Annotated in this window: 19 protein-coding genes; 4 read left to right on the top strand and 15 right to left on the bottom strand. The window is 47.5% G+C overall.

Annotated elements, in window-relative coordinates; all coding sequences use genetic code 11:
* The first annotated feature begins 69 nt into the window (after positions 1 to 69).
* The 3 genes from GRF59_RS22370 (at position 70) to GRF59_RS29480 (ending at position 2,209) form a co-directional block, all read left to right on the top strand.
* Positions 70 to 1,215, top strand: coding sequence for a sensor histidine kinase (locus tag GRF59_RS22370; RefSeq protein WP_160499938.1), 1,146 nt, complete (start codon positions 70 to 72; stop codon positions 1,213 to 1,215).
* Between the two features lie 3 nt (positions 1,216 to 1,218).
* Positions 1,219 to 1,869: a response regulator transcription factor gene (locus GRF59_RS22365; RefSeq protein ID WP_341480132.1), complete on the top strand. Its 651-nt coding sequence runs from the start codon at positions 1,219 to 1,221 to the stop codon at positions 1,867 to 1,869.
* Between the two features lie 73 nt (positions 1,870 to 1,942).
* Entirely contained in the window at positions 1,943 to 2,209 is a 267-nt protein-coding gene (locus GRF59_RS29480; RefSeq protein ID WP_237391978.1) for an epoxide hydrolase N-terminal domain-containing protein, read from the top strand.
* Here GRF59_RS29480 and GRF59_RS22360 read toward each other — a convergent pair.
* The 4 genes from GRF59_RS22360 to GRF59_RS22345 form a co-directional block, all read right to left on the bottom strand.
* On the bottom strand, positions 2,150 to 3,196 hold the full coding sequence (locus GRF59_RS22360) for a hypothetical protein (protein WP_160499936.1): 1,047 nt from the start codon (positions 3,194 to 3,196) through the stop codon (positions 2,150 to 2,152). The genes GRF59_RS29480 and GRF59_RS22360 overlap by 60 nt on opposite strands.
* Before the next feature lie 74 nt (positions 3,197 to 3,270).
* Positions 3,271 to 4,071, bottom strand: a complete 801-nt coding sequence (locus GRF59_RS29475; protein WP_202128809.1) for a hypothetical protein — start codon at positions 4,069 to 4,071, stop codon at positions 3,271 to 3,273.
* An 87-nt stretch (positions 4,072 to 4,158) separates the two neighbouring features.
* Positions 4,159 to 4,476 (bottom strand): hypothetical protein, encoded by a 318-nt coding sequence (locus GRF59_RS22350; RefSeq protein ID WP_237391977.1) that lies wholly within the window; start codon positions 4,474 to 4,476, stop codon positions 4,159 to 4,161.
* Positions 4,477 to 4,570: 94 nt separating this feature from the next.
* Positions 4,571 to 5,440, bottom strand: coding sequence for a hypothetical protein (locus tag GRF59_RS22345; protein WP_160499934.1), 870 nt, complete (start codon positions 5,438 to 5,440; stop codon positions 4,571 to 4,573).
* 91 nt (positions 5,441 to 5,531) lie between these two features.
* Here GRF59_RS22345 and GRF59_RS30365 point away from each other — a divergent pair, with 91 nt between their 5' ends.
* Positions 5,532 to 5,657, top strand: a complete 126-nt coding sequence (locus tag GRF59_RS30365; RefSeq protein WP_480242980.1) for a WCX domain-containing protein — start codon at positions 5,532 to 5,534, stop codon at positions 5,655 to 5,657.
* A gap of 142 nt (positions 5,658 to 5,799) precedes the next feature.
* Here the strand turns inward: GRF59_RS30365 and GRF59_RS22340 are convergent, their stop codons facing one another.
* From GRF59_RS22340 to GRF59_RS22290, 11 genes are all read right to left on the bottom strand, one after another.
* Positions 5,800 to 6,591, bottom strand: coding sequence for a DUF4179 domain-containing protein (locus GRF59_RS22340; RefSeq protein ID WP_160499933.1), 792 nt, complete (start codon positions 6,589 to 6,591; stop codon positions 5,800 to 5,802).
* Positions 6,558 to 7,157 (bottom strand): sigma-70 family RNA polymerase sigma factor, encoded by a 600-nt coding sequence (locus tag GRF59_RS22335; protein WP_160499932.1) that lies wholly within the window; start codon positions 7,155 to 7,157, stop codon positions 6,558 to 6,560. Before GRF59_RS22335 ends, GRF59_RS22340 begins: the two co-directional genes overlap by 34 nt.
* A 250-nt stretch (positions 7,158 to 7,407) precedes the next feature.
* Positions 7,408 to 7,842: a hypothetical protein gene (locus GRF59_RS22330; protein ID WP_160499931.1), complete on the bottom strand. Its 435-nt coding sequence runs from the start codon at positions 7,840 to 7,842 to the stop codon at positions 7,408 to 7,410.
* Positions 7,843 to 7,863: 21 nt separating this feature from the next.
* A complete protein-coding gene (locus GRF59_RS22325; RefSeq protein WP_160499930.1) occupies positions 7,864 to 8,751 on the bottom strand; it encodes an ABC transporter ATP-binding protein in 888 nt (295 codons plus the stop codon).
* The gene (locus GRF59_RS22320; RefSeq protein WP_160499929.1) at positions 8,748 to 9,761 is read right to left on the bottom strand and encodes an ABC transporter ATP-binding protein; all 1,014 of its coding nucleotides are present in this window, start codon (positions 9,759 to 9,761) and stop codon (positions 8,748 to 8,750) included. Before GRF59_RS22320 ends, GRF59_RS22325 begins: the two co-directional genes overlap by 4 nt.
* A gap of 37 nt (positions 9,762 to 9,798) precedes the next feature.
* Complete coding sequence (locus tag GRF59_RS22315; RefSeq protein WP_160499928.1) at positions 9,799 to 10,644, bottom strand: ABC transporter permease; 846 nt, start codon at positions 10,642 to 10,644, stop codon at positions 9,799 to 9,801.
* A gap of 4 nt (positions 10,645 to 10,648) precedes the next feature.
* Entirely contained in the window at positions 10,649 to 11,599 is a 951-nt protein-coding gene (locus tag GRF59_RS22310; RefSeq protein ID WP_160499927.1) for an ABC transporter permease, read from the bottom strand.
* Positions 11,600 to 11,746: 147 nt separating this feature from the next.
* Entirely contained in the window at positions 11,747 to 13,345 is a 1,599-nt protein-coding gene (locus GRF59_RS22305) for an ABC transporter substrate-binding protein (RefSeq protein ID WP_160499926.1), read from the bottom strand.
* Positions 13,346 to 13,646: 301 nt separating this feature from the next.
* Entirely contained in the window at positions 13,647 to 14,471 is an 825-nt protein-coding gene (locus tag GRF59_RS22300; protein ID WP_237391976.1) for an aminoglycoside phosphotransferase family protein, read from the bottom strand.
* On the bottom strand, positions 14,420 to 14,593 hold the full coding sequence (locus tag GRF59_RS22295) for a hypothetical protein (protein WP_160499924.1): 174 nt from the start codon (positions 14,591 to 14,593) through the stop codon (positions 14,420 to 14,422). The genes GRF59_RS22300 and GRF59_RS22295 overlap by 52 nt, the downstream gene beginning before the upstream one ends.
* 73 nt (positions 14,594 to 14,666) lie before the next feature.
* Positions 14,667 to 15,173, bottom strand: coding sequence for a CatB-related O-acetyltransferase (locus GRF59_RS22290; protein WP_237392010.1), 507 nt, complete (start codon positions 15,171 to 15,173; stop codon positions 14,667 to 14,669).
* Positions 15,174 to 15,329: the final 156 nt, after the last annotated feature.

The following is a 15,329-nucleotide window of genomic DNA, read 5'->3' as shown; positions in this document are numbered from 1 at the left end:
GTAATCTATTCCATTCTTCCTATTGAATAGTATAATTTAGGAAATACAAACCACTCTGGAAGTGATGCGATGGTTAAAGATAAACCCCTGTTTCTTCTTTTGCTCTTCCGAATTGTGATCGTTCTCTTTGTCGCCATTGACGTTGTGACCCGCTACGAACTTTCAACGGCCGTTAAAGCCGCAACCATTGCGGGCATTCTCGCTATTCAGGCGAATGATTTCGGGAGAGCGACCCTTCCCTTTTTTAAAGGTAATCGGGGTTGGTATGCCCTATCCATGGTTGCCAGCATTGTCGGCATCGGTCTCTACATGATTTTCTTTGACAGTCCTGCAGCCGATCTCTATTATTTTTTCCCTCTGGCCGAGATGTTTCTGTACAGCACACGATTGGAGACCGGATTAATAATGGTGCATATTGCGGTTTTTCTGACTGCCATGATTACGCTGAGAGCCAGTGTCGTGAGCTCTGTCATCCCTTACATGGCCATGCTCATGCTGGTGTATCTGTTCCGCAACAACAGCCTGCAGCGTAAGAAGAACGTCTCTCTCAGCGCGGAGCTCCTCGATGCCAATGCCAAGCTGAAGGAAATCACCATCGTCAGGGAACGCACCAGGATCGCCCAAGAGCTGCACGATTCCATCGGTCATGGGCTGGTTGCGATTCGGATGCATCTAGAGTTTGCCGAGAATACCGTGGAGAAGAAGCCGGAGCAATCCAAAGAGGTCATCGGCAAAGCTCTTGCCATTTCCCAAAAAAGTATCACGGATCTCCGGAAGGCCGTCTCTGTTCTGAAAGAAGCCCATACGCCGCCTCCCGTCATGCATTTGCAGGAGTCCATCCAAGATATGATCGACAGCATTCAACTTGCTGAGCGGCTGAACATAAAGCTGCAATTCGATGAAGCCATCGAGGCTGCCAGCCTGGACACGAAACAAGGGATCTACAATACAGTCCGCGAGGCCGTAACAAACGGGCTGAAGCATGGAGGGGCTGAGTCTTTCGACATTATCGTGGAAAAAAGAGGCTCGATGCTGCATATTGCCGTTGAAAATGACGGCGCTGGCTGCACGCATATCCATAAATCACATGGACTTCGCGGAATCGAAGAACGCATCGCGGCGCTGCAGGGGACGGTTCATTTCTCTTCTCCTGATAGCCGCGGATTTGCTGTTACGGCTGATATTCCATATTCCACAGGTACGGAGATGAACTAGATGATTCGTGTAATGATAGCCGATGACCAAGGAATCGTCAGAGACGGGCTGAACATGATTTTGAGCTTATATGATGAGATCGAAGTCATCGCAGAGGCAGGGAACGGCGAAGAGCTTCTGGCTCTTTTGCAAAAAGATGTGCCCGATGTAATTCTTATGGATATTCGAATGCCGATTATGAACGGCATTGAGGCGACTAAGCTCGTCAAGCAGCAGTACCCGGATGTTAAAGTCATTATTCTAACGACCTTCAATGAGGATCAGTATATTTTCAGCGGTCTGAAGAATGGTGCGGACGGCTATATTTTGAAAGACACAAGCTCCAAGGAAATGATCAAGGCAATCCGCGCCGCCTATGAAGGAAATTTGCTGCTCCAGCCGGAAATTACGAACCGGATTATCCATGCGCTTCATGCGGCCGACAATCCACCTGCCCCGATTCTGAATGAGGCGGTTATACATAAAGACTTAACGGAGCTGCTGACACCGAGAGAAATCGAGGTTGCGGAACAGATTTTGCAAGGAAAAAGCAACAAAGCGATTGGTGAGGCGTTATTTTTGGCTGAAGGTACGGTCAAAAACTATGTTTCGCATATTCTCGATAAGTTGGAGCTGGGCAGCCGGGCTGAGCTGATTTTGTATTTGCAAAAATAAACAGAAAATTTTTTGACTCCTCACCACTCTGACATAAGGCTGTCAGGGTGGTTGGCTTAAGATGGATATATAAGTGTTGGATGATCTGAAGTACCGTCTCTCCCGTACCCGCTGGGTCGATGCACTGCCCGAAGCAGAGTGGAAGTACGGCATTTCCCTTGATTATGTTAAAGAACTGGCTGCAAGCTTCATCGGGCAATTCCACCTGCAGATGTTTGCCAAGACGATCATTCCGTTCAAGCAATCGGAATCTTCTCCACACCTGCCTGCGAATGTTGAGTTACTGAATCAAAGAGAATTCATTAATAAAACCATCACCCTGTATAAAAATAGGTACTGATTTTTGAGATTTAAAATCAAAAACGTAAATTCCCCTTTTGTCAATACCTGATGGTCCTCCGAGATAATATAATTCACTATCATCTTGTGTAATAGCAGTAGAGCTGGCTGCAATTATTGGAAGCTTCAATTTGGTACGTTTTCCTGTTTGAATATTCACGAAATTATACTCATTTTCGCCACGATTATAATAACGTGAAGTAACCACAAATAATTGATCGTCACTACTAGCTAATGATATGACCTGTTCATTCTGTAATCTAATAACTTCCCTCTCTTTTAAAGTCTCCGTGTTGATTTCGTTTATAATATAATCGGGAGGAACAGTTGGCTTCTGTTTTTTTCCAGCAAGCTCTCGTGCTTCGAATTGTGCCTTTTCTGAATATTCAGCCGTGTAAATTGATTTGTTTTTATCATTATAAGTTAAGCACCATGTATTAGTATCAGTATCCGTGTCATGCAAGAAATTCAAAGAATTCATTTGTTTACTAAGAAAAATCGTCTTTAAATTCCCTTCGTTCTTCTTTACAGCTGCTAACACAAGTTCACCTTTAAAAGAGGTTGGAACAATATAATTAATTGCAAATAAATTATTTGTTAATTTCTCCTCTTTATGACTAGTTAAATCATAAGAGAACAACTGATCTCCTTTATTACCTTCGCCTGCAGAATAATATACTTTATTTTCAGCTTTTGAAATCACTGATAGTGGGGTTTGTGAAGTGTAAGGGATATTTGCTAATGTCTTCGTTTCCTTCGTTATTAAATCATAAATCATAGACCGTATAACCATGCCGTTGTCTGTATTTTTGCCATTCACATATTCAGTATAAGTAATTGATAAATATGGAGAAACTGACATGGTGCTTTTTTCTTCTACAGTTCCTGTAGTCGTCTGATTAATTGGATCGGAAGTGTTTGAACAAGATGATAAAAAGAGAATACAAAGCAATAGGAATAAAACTATCTGATTATGTTTTTTTTTCAATATAAACCTCTTCCTCCGTATAAAATAAATAATATGGATAGGATTGTCCTACCCATATTATTTATTTTCATATTTTAAAATTCATAATAGTATCTTCCTGAAAACGAAAGAGTTGAACTAAATGTTAGTCCTAAATATGAAACTCCGTCCTTCCAAATATCTATAACAGCATCTGGAAGGGTTCCGTTATCATTTTTCTTAAAATCGTAAACAATATTATTGTCCAAATTTCTTACACTAATTACTGTATTAAATCGTGGATTATCAATTTCACCCTTAGTTGCACAATCTCCTTTCTTCATATTATTATCGTTATCCCCCATAGTATCCGTAAATGTGGTACCACGCCCTGTCCCCAGTACTTTACCAGCACTTGTTCCAGTTATAGTAATTGAATTATTGTGTGCACCATATGTATACGTTCCAGGAGCTTTCCGACTGTTTTGTGGAAGAGCGCTCATTACTTCGATCGTCTTTTGATCTTGTGGATAAATAATGTCTTTAAGATACCCTTCTCCATCATAAATCACCTTCATTCCAGGTTGAGGTTCCGGATTATCGATATGGATGAAAGGTAGAGACTTAGCCTCATCTAGAATTCCTTGTACCATTTTATTTTCTTCATCTAAAACTGATTGCTCCTCAGGAGTTAGTGCTTTGTGCAATGTTGTATTTGCAGATATCTGTAATGGTAGAGTTGTGCCTGTTTTCAAATAAACTGGGTTGTTATTCTCGTCATACTGAATTACAGTTCCTGCAAGCATTTTGTCAGGAATAGAGCTTCTTTGATCAGCAAAAGAACTGATTGGGCTAGCAAAAATCTGTGATCCGACTAAAAACACTGCAGCAATTTTACCAAAACTTAAAATTTTCATAATTTATTTCCATAATTTATAATATATTACAATTTATCTTATAAAAAATACCCGCAAAATGCTTTAATTCATTAAGCGGGTATTTTTTTAAAATTTTGAGCCATCTGGTACTCGGTCGAATCTCCTACCATCTTTTATAATGACTTTGGTATTTTTATTAACATATTTTGTATCATAAACTACACCTTTATCAGGCAATGGTTGTGTAGTAGTCGTACGTTTAAAAGTTCCGTACTTAGTTACAATTGCATCAGTGGTATCTAAAATTTGTTGCCTTTCTGCCTCCGTTAAATGCCTAAGATTTGGGTTTGCACTTGGATTACTCACTTGACCATTATTCATTGCATCTTCAATAAATGGCCAAGTGATCACTATACAACCGATTAAAAGTAATGTACATGCCACGATTATGAGTAGGTTTCTTCGTGTATTTTTCATCTGTGTCAATTCCCTTCTCTCTGCGTAGTCAAGAGCAATTTCATTTTAATCAATAGATTAATTAGTTTGCACCTTGATCTCTTTTTGCATAACAGTTCCCGGAGACAGTGTAACTACTTGCATTATAAGCTGATAATCGGTATTCACCAGGCGGTACATTGAAGAACTGAATTGTTGCATTGGTATTATCGTATTTTCCGGCGATACTTCTATTTGTTTGATAGTCTGCACTCATAAGTCCGTAAGTCATTTCCGGACTTCTGAGAGATGTAAAAGAGTCTGCCCATTGTACCAATGTAACGTTAATAGTTGATGTTTTATTTACAGTAAGAGTGTTATATGCAGATACAAGATCATACTGATTTAATTTCTCCCATTGCAATGAAACAACAGCATCAAATGTTGTGATTCCAGGAATAGTTCCTTCAACCAATCTGGATTCACCAAAAACAAGATTTTTTTCATACTCTTCAGCTTGGCTTGGTGTTAAATGTGTTATGTACCCTCCCGTTACAACAGTAGTACCCTCATCCTTACTGTTTTCTGTAGTAGTCCGTTCATCTGCTGCAAATGCACTTAAGTTAAATCCAAGAAGTAAAATTACTGAGAATAATGCTAAAAATCCTGATTTCAATTGCCTTTTCAAAACCTCAATTTTTGTACATTTTATATAACACCCAGAATTCAATAAAGTTACATAATATCTGTTATTTATTTGCATTTTGCAGGGTATTTGGCGGGTTGTTACCTTTAAATACAATATAATAACTCCCCAAATGATAGCTACTCCCATGGTTTTGGTAATAATAGAGTCAAATAAGTAACCCGATATAAGAATGAATGACAACAAAAGAAGGTTTACAGCAATGAATACAAATCCTGCTGTTATCCATAATAACCTCAAGTCTCTCATTCTTGTGTTCTCTATCATTCATCGTTTCCTCCTTTATTTCCCTCTTCTCGCTAATAACAGACGATGTTCTGGTTGCAACCAATAGAGCAACTCAGAACAAGTTACATATATGAATGATGGCGCGGTTTCGGTCACTGCTCATTATTCCTCCATGGATAAAGCCATGCAAAACATACTGAGCTTCAGCCGCAGCGTCACGGTAATTGAACCGGTGGAAGTAATCGAAAGGAGCTGAAAAAGCATATCGCGGCGATGGCCGTGAAATATGGCTTGTAAACAAGGGACAATCCTCTCGTGTCAAATAGCAAAAACCTGCCCGGTTGGGCAGGTTTAATGTTGATAAAACTCTCGCGATTCTTATCTCCCTTACTTCATCCCTATTTATTCCTGTCGGCTTCCGTTTCCTGTTTCACCTGGCTCTGACCCACGGAAAACTCACCTTTCCAGTTGCCCTTCGTTTTGCCGATCCGGTTAATGTCCACATGCAGAGTAACCGAAGTCGGCAGCTTGGTGCCGTCCGTTACAAAGGCAAACACGCCCTCAGGCAGATCCTTCTCCGCCACGCCCGAGTCGATTCTATCTCCTTTGGCGTCCGTCAGGTAGAATGGCAATCTGTCTTCTTGGCCGGTTCCGATAAAATTCAGCACGCTGAAGCCGTCAACTCCGGATTCCTGATAGGTCGGATTCTCGACCTGCTTGCCGTCCTTCTTCCCATCTGATAAGACATCCAAGCCTTTCGTATCAAACTCATAAGGCACGAGTGTGCCGTCGGACTGTTCCAAGCTGTAATGGACAAAGATTTTTTGCCCGTCAGCATACATTTCCTTCAAGTGGACGGTTATGCCCTGATCCGAGATTTTCTCATCCATCGGAACAGACTTTCCTTCGGATAATGCTTGTTTCATGCTGTCGTCCACGAGTCCGTTGATATTGGCGCTGCCGTTAAAAAAGTAAGATGCCCCACCTGTAGATGCAAACACGCCGGTAGGTACCAGGATCGCAGCGGCTATGCTCAAAACGGCGATTCTTTTTTTCATGGGTTGTCGTCTCTCCTTTTGATGATGAAACTGTTCAAATGACTGTCTGACGCGCCGATCGACTTCTGCGGGAACATGTACCCCGTCGACGTACTTCGTTAGCGACTTTTCAATTTCGTGCTTTTGAAACATGCCGGAAACTCCCCCTCGTCTTGTTCTGCATCGAACCCTTTACGCAGCTGCCTGATGGCCAGATGTACCCTGGATTTCGCGGTTCCCGGCGGGATACGCAGCAGTTCGGCAATTTGCTCATAAGTGTAATCGTAATAATAACGGTAGATAACTACCGTCCTCAGTTTATAGGGCAGCCGGTTGATCGCTTCACGGATCTTCCGGTGGGATTCAGACCTCTCCAAGGCTTCATCGGGCATTTCCACCTGCGGAAATTCGCCAAGACGATCATTCCGTTCATGCAATCGGAATCTTCTCCACACCTGCCTGCGCCAGTTATGGACCTGTCTGATGACGATGCCGTTCAACCAGAACAGAAAGGGGCGTTTACGGTCATAACCGGGAAGCGCGCGCCACAGCTGAACATAAATTTCGCTCACGATATCGTTGACATCTTCCTGATTTCGAACCAGCAGCGCGACCGTCCCATACACTTTTTTCTTCGTCAGCCCGTACACGACTTCCAGCGCTTCCGGATCGCCGGCGATCAGTCGGTCCAACCATGGTTCCAGCTCTTGATCGTTCATTTGCGAAGGCCTCCTGAAATTGTATACATGATGTATTGGCTCTCTGGATCAGAATCGTTCACTAAAATTCCTATTATTTTATTTTTCGGCCGATCTTGCCATTAGTTCTGATTATACGAGCTTAAGACAGCAAAAAAATGCGCCTTTCGCAAGCTTACCCTGGACCCTCTCGGATCTGGCGATGCTTGTGGAAAGCGCATATTCTTATTTCGCAGCAAAAATCTTTAGTGTGCACCCGTGTAATGCCTGCTTACCGCTGAATCGGCTCCATCCGGTACACGCCAGGCTTGCCTGCTTCTTCATGAATAGCCCAGCCGAACGAAATGATCGACTCAAGGCGCTCCTTCTGGGCTTCGGTCAGCTCGGCGAAGACCGCTTCCTGCCCCGGATCGCGCACGATCACCGGTTCCAGGCCATAGGCGACCGCGATCCACGATCGAAGGCCTCCCAGTGTGTTGTACTTGATGGAATAGCCGTCCTTGACCGCAGACTCGAACAAGTCGGGATTAGCGGCTGCAAACTCGGCCAGTGCCTGATAATCGAACTCGTACATGCTGTGGTCCTCGGGCAGATTCCGCTCGCGGACCCGCTGCAGCAGTTCTTCGTTGGACCAGCCGTACGCACGCAATCCTTCCAGCATTAATGCATCCCATTGGGATAGCTTGACGCGTTGTTTCTCTTCCATGTTTAAAGCGCCTCCCGTAACTTAATGATCGGCCACGAAATGGCCTGGGCTAACTTCCCGCAGCTCCGGCACCGCGCCGTCTCCCGCTGTGGGCACCTCGTATTTGATCGCCATGTTCTGGCTTGCCGTGCGCGGGTCCGGGATCGGAATCGAGGAAAGCAACGCCTTCGTATACGGATGCAGTGGATTGTCGTACAGTTCGTCGCTCTCCGCCACTTCTACCAGACGTCCCTTGTACATCACCCCGATGCGGTCGGAGATATGGCGCACCATCGACAGATCATGCGCGATGAACAGGTACGTCAGGCCGAATTCGGCCTGCAAATCCTCGAGCATGTTCACGACCTGCGCCTGCACCGACACGTCCAGCGCCGAGATCGGCTCGTCACAGACGACGAAGTCCGGACGCACCGATAGTGCCCGTGCAATCGAAATGCGCTGCCGCTGCCCGCCGCTGAATTCATGCGGGTAACGGTACAGATGCTCTTCTTTCAGTCCGACCTTCTTCAGCAGGCCTGCGACGAATTCCTTGCGTTCGTTCGCCTTCATATGAATGCCGTGGATATCCATCGGCTCCCCGATCAGCTCCAGCACGTTCATGCCCGGATTCAGCGACGAATACGGATCCTGAAAAATCGTCTGAATCCGCCGGCGATACGGCTTAAGCTGCTTGTCGCCGAAGTTCGAGAGGTTCTGACCGTCAAAATAAACCTCGCCTCCGGTATAATCATACAACCGGATCAGGCAGCGTCCAACCGTGGATTTACCGCTGCCGGACTCGCCCACGAGCCCGAACGTCTCGCCCTTGCGGATCTGAAAGCTGACGCCGTCTACGGCCTTCAGGACTTCCGATCCCTTCTTGAAATGCTTCTTCAGATCCCGCACGTCGACCATAATCTGTTCGCTCATTGGCTTGTCCCTCCTTCCGCCAGCGCCTCAGCCAGCGTGTCCTTATCCTGCACGAGCCAGCACAAGGAACGGTGCCCTTCAGCGAGCTCGGCCATGGGAGGCAGCTCCGAACATTTCTCGAACGCATACGGACAACGGTCCCTGAACGGACAGCCGGCAGGCGGGTCGATCAGATCGGGTGGCGAACCCTCGATCGGCACCAGCCGCTCCCGGTTCGCACCGACGCGCTTCGGCAGGGAGCGCAGCAGTCCCTGGGTGTATGGATGGCCGGTCCGATAGAAAATGTCTTCGACCGTTCCTTCTTCCATCACCATGCCCCCGTACATGACAACGACGCGGGAGCATACCTGCGCCACGACGCCGAGGTCATGGGTAATGAGCATGACGGCGGTATCAGACTCATCCTTCAACTGCTTCAGCAGATCGAGAATTTGCGCCTGGATCGTCACATCGAGCGCCGTCGTCGGTTCGTCGGCGATCAGCAGCTCCGGACTGCAGGAGAGCGCCATCGCAATCATGACCCTCTGGCGCATCCCCCCGCTGAATTCATGCGGATACTGCTTCACGCGGCGTTCCGGTTCAGAAATGCCTACTTTGCGCAGCATCTCCACCGCTTCCTGCAGTGCCTCTTTCTTGCCAAGCCCCCGGTGACGGCGGATGACCTCCGTCATCTGGTATCCGATTGTTTTGACCGGATTCAACGCCGTCATCGGATCTTGGAACACCATGGCGATTCGGTTGCCGCGAAGCTTGCGCCACTGGCTATCGCTCATATTCACCAAGTCTTCTCCCTTAAAATCAACGCTGCCGTGCGTAATTTTCCCTGGCGGAGCAATAAGCCCCATGATGGCTTTCGCCGTCACGCTCTTGCCGCTTCCGGATTCGCCGACGATGCCGACCGTCTCGCCTGCACCGACATGAAAGCTCACCCCGCGTACCGCTTGGTTTTGTCCGTCCCTGGTTTGGAATGAGACCCTAAGCTCATCGACGTTCAGTAGTGGTTTTGTCATATTGGTTTCTCACTCCTTCATCGCCTGCGCTAGCGTGTTATCTTTTGCCAAGCTTCGGTTCAAGCCCGATGCGCAAAATATCGCCGAGAATGTTAAAGCAAAGCACGGTTAAGAAAATAAGCAGCCCTGGGAACAAGGCCATGTAAGGCGCCTGCGCAATATATCCCTGTGCTCCGTTCAGCATGCTGCCCCATGTCGCTTGCGGCTGACGCACGCCAAAGCCCAGAAAGCTGAGGGATGATTCCATCATGATCGCCGAAGCGATGTTATTGGTTGCGCTGACGATCACGACGGATATAAGTCCCGGCAGAATATGCTTGCGGATGATGCCGAAGGTGCTCTGTCCCGATGCCTTCGCGTACAGGACATACTCCCGCTCTTTCAGCGTCATCGTCTCCGCCCTGACAACCCGGGCAATGCTCATCCACATGAGCAGTGAAATGATCATAATGATACTGCTGACGTTTGGCTTCAGGTAAACGCTGAGCAGCAGCAGGATCAGGAAAGACGGGATGGACATGATGATATCCAAGATACGCATCAGCAGTCCGTCGATCCAACCGCCAAAGTAGCCGCTGATCACGCCGACCGTCACGCCGATCACCGTCGCGAAAAGCATCGACAGCACGCCGACCATAAGAGAAATCCGGCCCCCGTACAGCGCTCTCGCAAACGTGTCGCGGCCGTAATCATCCGTACCGAACCAGTGGTCCTTGCTCGGCGGCTTCAGCCGCTCCAACGCATTCAGCTGGTTGGGGTCCTTCGAGGACAGAAATGCAAAAATCGCTGCCAAGGCAATAATAAGCAGAAGAATAACGGCGGCGATCCCCAGCTTGTTCCCCTTCAGCTCGCGGGCAACATTAACCCATTTACTCCGTTTCATGAGATCACCTCGTTGTTTTAATTCTCGGGTCTACGATGCCGTACAGGATATCCGCGAGCAGGTTACCCAGGATCAGCAGTACGGAGGAGAATAAGGTTATGCCCATAATGACCGGGTAATCCATCCCCCGTACCGCCGTCATGCCAAGCGAGCCGATGCCCGGCCAGGAAAATACCGTCTCCGTCACGATCGCCCCGGCGACCAGGTCGCCCATTGACATGCCAAGCAGCGTAATGACGGGAAGCATAACGTGCTTCATGACGTGCCGGAATAAAATATTTCTTTTCGTAGAGCCAAAAGCATATTGAATCTGAACGTAGTCTTCCTTCAACTGGCTGATCGTGCTTGAACGAATATACCTGACGTATACGGTCAGGAAGCCGATAGCGAGCACGGAGCAAGGCAGAATGCCATGCTTGATCACATCGAGCGCGGAGCTTTTACCGATGGTTCGCATCCCCATGCTCGGAAGCCAGTGCATTTGAATCGAGAAAAAGTATACCAGCAGGATCGCGAGCCAAAAGAGCGGAAGCGAAATCCCGATGTATGCGATCATGTTGACCAGCTTATCCACCCAGCGGCTGCGGTTTGCCCCGGCCACCATTCCCATTGGAATCGCCAAAATGACCGCCAGCGCAATGGCGGAAGCCATGAGGCCTGCCGTTGCCGGCAACCGGTCCAGGATCTGCCCGAGCACCGGTTGATGATTCACGAGAGAGTAACCGAAATTGCCGGTCAAGCACTCCTTCAGCCAAATAAAATATTGAATGTATGCAGGCTTGTCCAAGCCGAGGTTATGCCTAATGCGCTCAATGTCCGCCGCATGCATGTTCGGTGTAACAAAAGAACGCACGGGATCCCCGGGCGCCGCTTTCACCAAAATGAAGCAGACGATCGACACAAAAAACAGCAGTAGCACAGTTTGCAATAATCTTCTGACGATCAGTCTTTTCATGCTCATAGTCTCCTAGTTGAATTCGGCAAGATCAGGAGATGACTCCTTTTCATATGCCTCAGTTTCGATCCTAGCGAACAGAACAGAAACGGCTGCACCCTGGGGGCGCAGCTGTCGTTTCTGCCTATGAATCTCGAATCGTGAACATTATTTCTGATAAAGCTTGGACGGATCTTCGAAGATCACGACCGGTTTGAGCACCGCTTCATCCAGACCGCCGAATTTCTTGTCTACGGCCACGATCGTTTTCGTATAGGCAATCGGATAGATGACGGCGTCGGAAGCGATTTTTTCCTGAAGCTTTTTATAGATTTCCCCGCGTTTCGCATCGTCGGCTTCGCCGGCGCCTTGCGCAAAGAGCTCATCCACTTCTTTGTTGGAGTAGTGCGAATAGTTGGAATCGCTGCCCGATGCATACAGAATGCTGTATGCGTCAGGATCAAAGCCCATAATATACCCGCCTACGGTCATTTCATAATCAGCTGCGTTCGGATCGGTAAATTTGTTGCTATAGGCGGAAGCATCCATGGACTGAATTTCCACGTTAACCCCTACTTCTTTCAGCTTTTGCTGAACATAGAGGGAAATGGCTTCCTGCGCCTTGTTGCCGCCTGATACCATGAAGCGCAGCTTCATGCCTGCCGCACCGCTCGACTGCAGAAGCTCTTTCGCTTTAGTCACGTCATTGTCATACGTTGTGACGTTGTTGTCGTGGTACAAACCGTCTGGTGTCTCGAAGGATTTGGCCGGGTCGGCATAATCAGCGGATGTGTAAGCCACTTGGATCAGTTCCTCGCGGTTCAGGGCATACGACAATGCTTCCCTGACTTCCTTCTTGGCCATCAGGCCGGTATCGCTCTTCTGGTTAAAGATCAAGTAGGACAAGCGTCCTTCGCTGTAATTCTTCATTTCGAAATTACCGTTCGCTTCGATGGTCGCAACATCCTGCGGATCAACATACTTCACGTTAATCTCACCGTTCTGCAAGGCCAGGTTCGACGCGTTTGCATCTTTGGAAATCCGGTACGTGATCGAGTCCAGATGCGGTTTGCCGCCAAAGTAATTGTCGAAACGCTCCAGGGTTACATACTCACCCGTTTTGTATTCCTTGAACTTGAACGGCCCGGAACCTACAGGCGTATTGTTTTTAGGGCTCTTCTCAATATCCGCTTCATTCTCGAAAATATGCTTCGGAATCGGCGTTACCTGTACCAGCGTTGCTTCGAAAGCCGGGCTGACTTGAGGAAGCTTGAATTCCACCGTCGTATCGTCGACTTTCACCGCTTTGATCGGCTTGCCGCCGATGATGAAGTTACCTCTTAGCATGCTGTTTTGCTTCTCGTCCAAAATCTTGTCGATGGTGAACACGACGTCATCCGCCGTCAGCTTCTCTCCATCATGCCAAGTTAGCCCGCTCTTGAGCTTCAGTGTATACGTCAAGTTATCTGCAGACGGCTCCAGGCTGTCCGCCAGATAAAACGTCTTTTTACCATTATTCACTTGGAAAAGAGGTGCATAAAGAGCTTGGTCTATCGTCAAACTGACACGGTCGCCCGCGTAGTTCGGGTTCAGGATAACCGGATCGGCTGCAACGCCGATAATCAAACTGCCACCATCTTTCGGCTGTTCGCTGGATGTCTGCGATCCATCGGAAGATGATGCGGAATTGTCCGTCGTGCCTCCGCATGCACTGACCAACATCGTCAGCAATGCCAAAATGATGACTCCTGAAAAATATTTACGCATGATGTCTTATCCCTCATCTCTCTATAAAACTGTTTTACATTGTATATCGGATTACTCGGAATTGCAATGAGAATCCAATTATTACAAGGTTTCTCCGGTTTAACATGTTACTTAGTTAAAACTTCCTACTAACTTTATTTTAGTAGCAATCGGTTTAAAATGCTATACGTTTTTCGAAAATTGTCGAAATTTGCTGTCGAAATCAACAAGTACGAAGTTCCCGCTGTTTAAGCAGGAACTTCCCGTTTCCATGTTTATACTTTGTTACAGCGAAACGAATTTACTGCCTTCGATTATGATGCTATAACCTGCCCTGGATGATGCCCATTTCCCTTCGGACTGCCTGCAGTAAAATCTCCACGTACTTTCCGGAAGAACGCCTTCCTACGATCCCCAATCGTCGCACCCCAATCCACAGCGCCCATAATTCAATTTCCAGCAGATCCTCTGCAGTAAGCGATTCGACTTCTTGATACCCTTCCGACAATGCCTTAAATCCGCTATAGCGCTGTCCATCATGCAATTTATAATGTCCCAAATCATATAGCGGGCTATTTCCCTGAATTTCTCCAAAATCAATGATACCCTTATATTTCCCGAATTGCTGAAAGATATGAGAATCGTCAAAGTCACCGTGAACCAACCTGGATTCATGCCTGCTCATAAGCGAAGCTCCAAGCTTCAGAATATCCTGTATTCGGGCAGCTTCAGCTATGGACAACAGGTTCCCGGATAAGAAATGCAAATCTTCCGTGAGATGCTCAGCGATGAAATCGCCTATTCCGTTCTTCTCCCCCACCAGATTCCTCGCTCCCTCATTCCGTCCCCTCCGGACCCAGCCGAAACCCTCCACCGGTACCTGATTGATAACGGCAAGCTGCTTCCCCGCCTCCCGCAGAACCCTTTCAAATTCGCCCATGGACAAGTCATCTCCCACCAACGAACCAGGTATTTCGCGAACCAACATCACGGACATACCGAACGCTTCATGATGATTTTCATAGAAAATCACTTCCGGTACCCGCACTCCCTTTTGCAGCAGCAGCTGATGTACATGCACTTCCACACCGAAGCTCATGTCTGTTCCGGGAGAATCCGCAGATAAAAGGTCTCCTTGTCGTTCCATACGCGGTATACATAGGTGGATACACCACTTCGTTCCCTTGCGATCCGGTAATCGTCCGAATGCCATTTTCCATCTATAAAAGATCTTACAGCTTCTATTGGCGGTACTTCTTTCCTGCTCATTATGCTGCCCCTCTCCCCAATTCATACTTGGATTGTATCCGAGGGAGGGCATGGAGCTCCCGATAAAGTTTATTTATAATGAAAGATTACGACCTAAGCCATGCTGCTCTGCATAATGAATAAGCCCCGGAACATTCTGGCTCAAAAGCAACGGAACAGCCTCCTCGAGGTACTTCGGCTCCCAATCCCACCACTGGATATCCAGCAAACGAGCAATGACTTCCGGCTCGAATCGATGCTTCATAATGGTTCCTGGATTTCCCGCAACGATCGCGTATGGCGGAACATCCCTTGCCACCACCGCTTTCGCGGCGACGACAGCTCCATCCCCAATACGAACCCCCGACAAAATGGTAACTCCATGCGCTAGCCATACATCATTGCCGATGATAACGTCGCCTTTGCTTTTGGGATGGCCTTCGATATGGGCGAATTCCGGCAGCAGGGCGCTAAAAGGATACGTGGTCACCCAATCGACCCGATGCTCACCGCCCAGAAAGACGGTCACCTGATCTGCAATGGAGCAAAACTTTCCTACCCTCAGCATGGCATCCTCTCCCCAGGAACGGACGACCGGCATGCCGTAGGTAAATTCGCCAATGCAATATTTCCCCCATTCATCTCTCCGCTCTGGAAATTGACCCCGTAGACGTTCGATATGAATTCCTTGCGCTAAACTTGTGTCCGTAATGAATCCACCCTTATTTTGGGATGCCGTCATCGCGAATCCCCCTAT

This window comes from Paenibacillus dendrobii (assembly GCF_009807035.1).
GTDB lineage: Bacteria > Bacillota > Bacilli > Paenibacillales > Paenibacillaceae > Paenibacillus_AQ > Paenibacillus_AQ dendrobii.
This window is presented reverse-complemented; position numbering and strand designations above follow the sequence as displayed.

Coding starts and splice junctions, on each gene's coding strand:
- GRF59_RS22335 (WP_160499932.1), bottom strand. CDS start 7,157: ATGAACGATCAAGAGCTGGAACCATGGTTGGACCGACTGATCGCCGGC.
- GRF59_RS22310 (WP_160499927.1), bottom strand. CDS start 11,599: ATGAAAAGACTGATCGTCAGAAGATTATTGCAAACTGTGCTACTGCTG.
- GRF59_RS22315 (WP_160499928.1), bottom strand. CDS start 10,644: ATGAAACGGAGTAAATGGGTTAATGTTGCCCGCGAGCTGAAGGGGAAC.
- GRF59_RS22320 (WP_160499929.1), bottom strand. CDS start 9,761: ATGACAAAACCACTACTGAACGTCGATGAGCTTAGGGTCTCATTCCAA.
- GRF59_RS22345 (WP_160499934.1), bottom strand. CDS start 5,440: ATGATAGAGAACACAAGAATGAGAGACTTGAGGTTATTATGGATAACA.
- GRF59_RS22370 (WP_160499938.1), top strand. CDS start 70: ATGGTTAAAGATAAACCCCTGTTTCTTCTTTTGCTCTTCCGAATTGTG.
- GRF59_RS22300 (WP_237391976.1), bottom strand. CDS start 14,471: ATGGAACGACAAGGAGACCTTTTATCTGCGGATTCTCCCGGAACAGAC.
- GRF59_RS22295 (WP_160499924.1), bottom strand. CDS start 14,593: ATGAGCAGGAAAGAAGTACCGCCAATAGAAGCTGTAAGATCTTTTATA.
- GRF59_RS22290 (WP_237392010.1), bottom strand. CDS start 15,173: ATGCCGGTCGTCCGTTCCTGGGGAGAGGATGCCATGCTGAGGGTAGGA.
- GRF59_RS22340 (WP_160499933.1), bottom strand. CDS start 6,591: ATGTTTCAAAAGCACGAAATTGAAAAGTCGCTAACGAAGTACGTCGAC.
- GRF59_RS30365 (WP_480242980.1), top strand. CDS start 5,532: ATGAATGATGGCGCGGTTTCGGTCACTGCTCATTATTCCTCCATGGAT.
- GRF59_RS22330 (WP_160499931.1), bottom strand. CDS start 7,842: ATGGAAGAGAAACAACGCGTCAAGCTATCCCAATGGGATGCATTAATG.
- GRF59_RS22305 (WP_160499926.1), bottom strand. CDS start 13,345: ATGCGTAAATATTTTTCAGGAGTCATCATTTTGGCATTGCTGACGATG.
- GRF59_RS29475 (WP_202128809.1), bottom strand. CDS start 4,071: ATGAAAATTTTAAGTTTTGGTAAAATTGCTGCAGTGTTTTTAGTCGGA.
- GRF59_RS22325 (WP_160499930.1), bottom strand. CDS start 8,751: ATGAGCGAACAGATTATGGTCGACGTGCGGGATCTGAAGAAGCATTTC.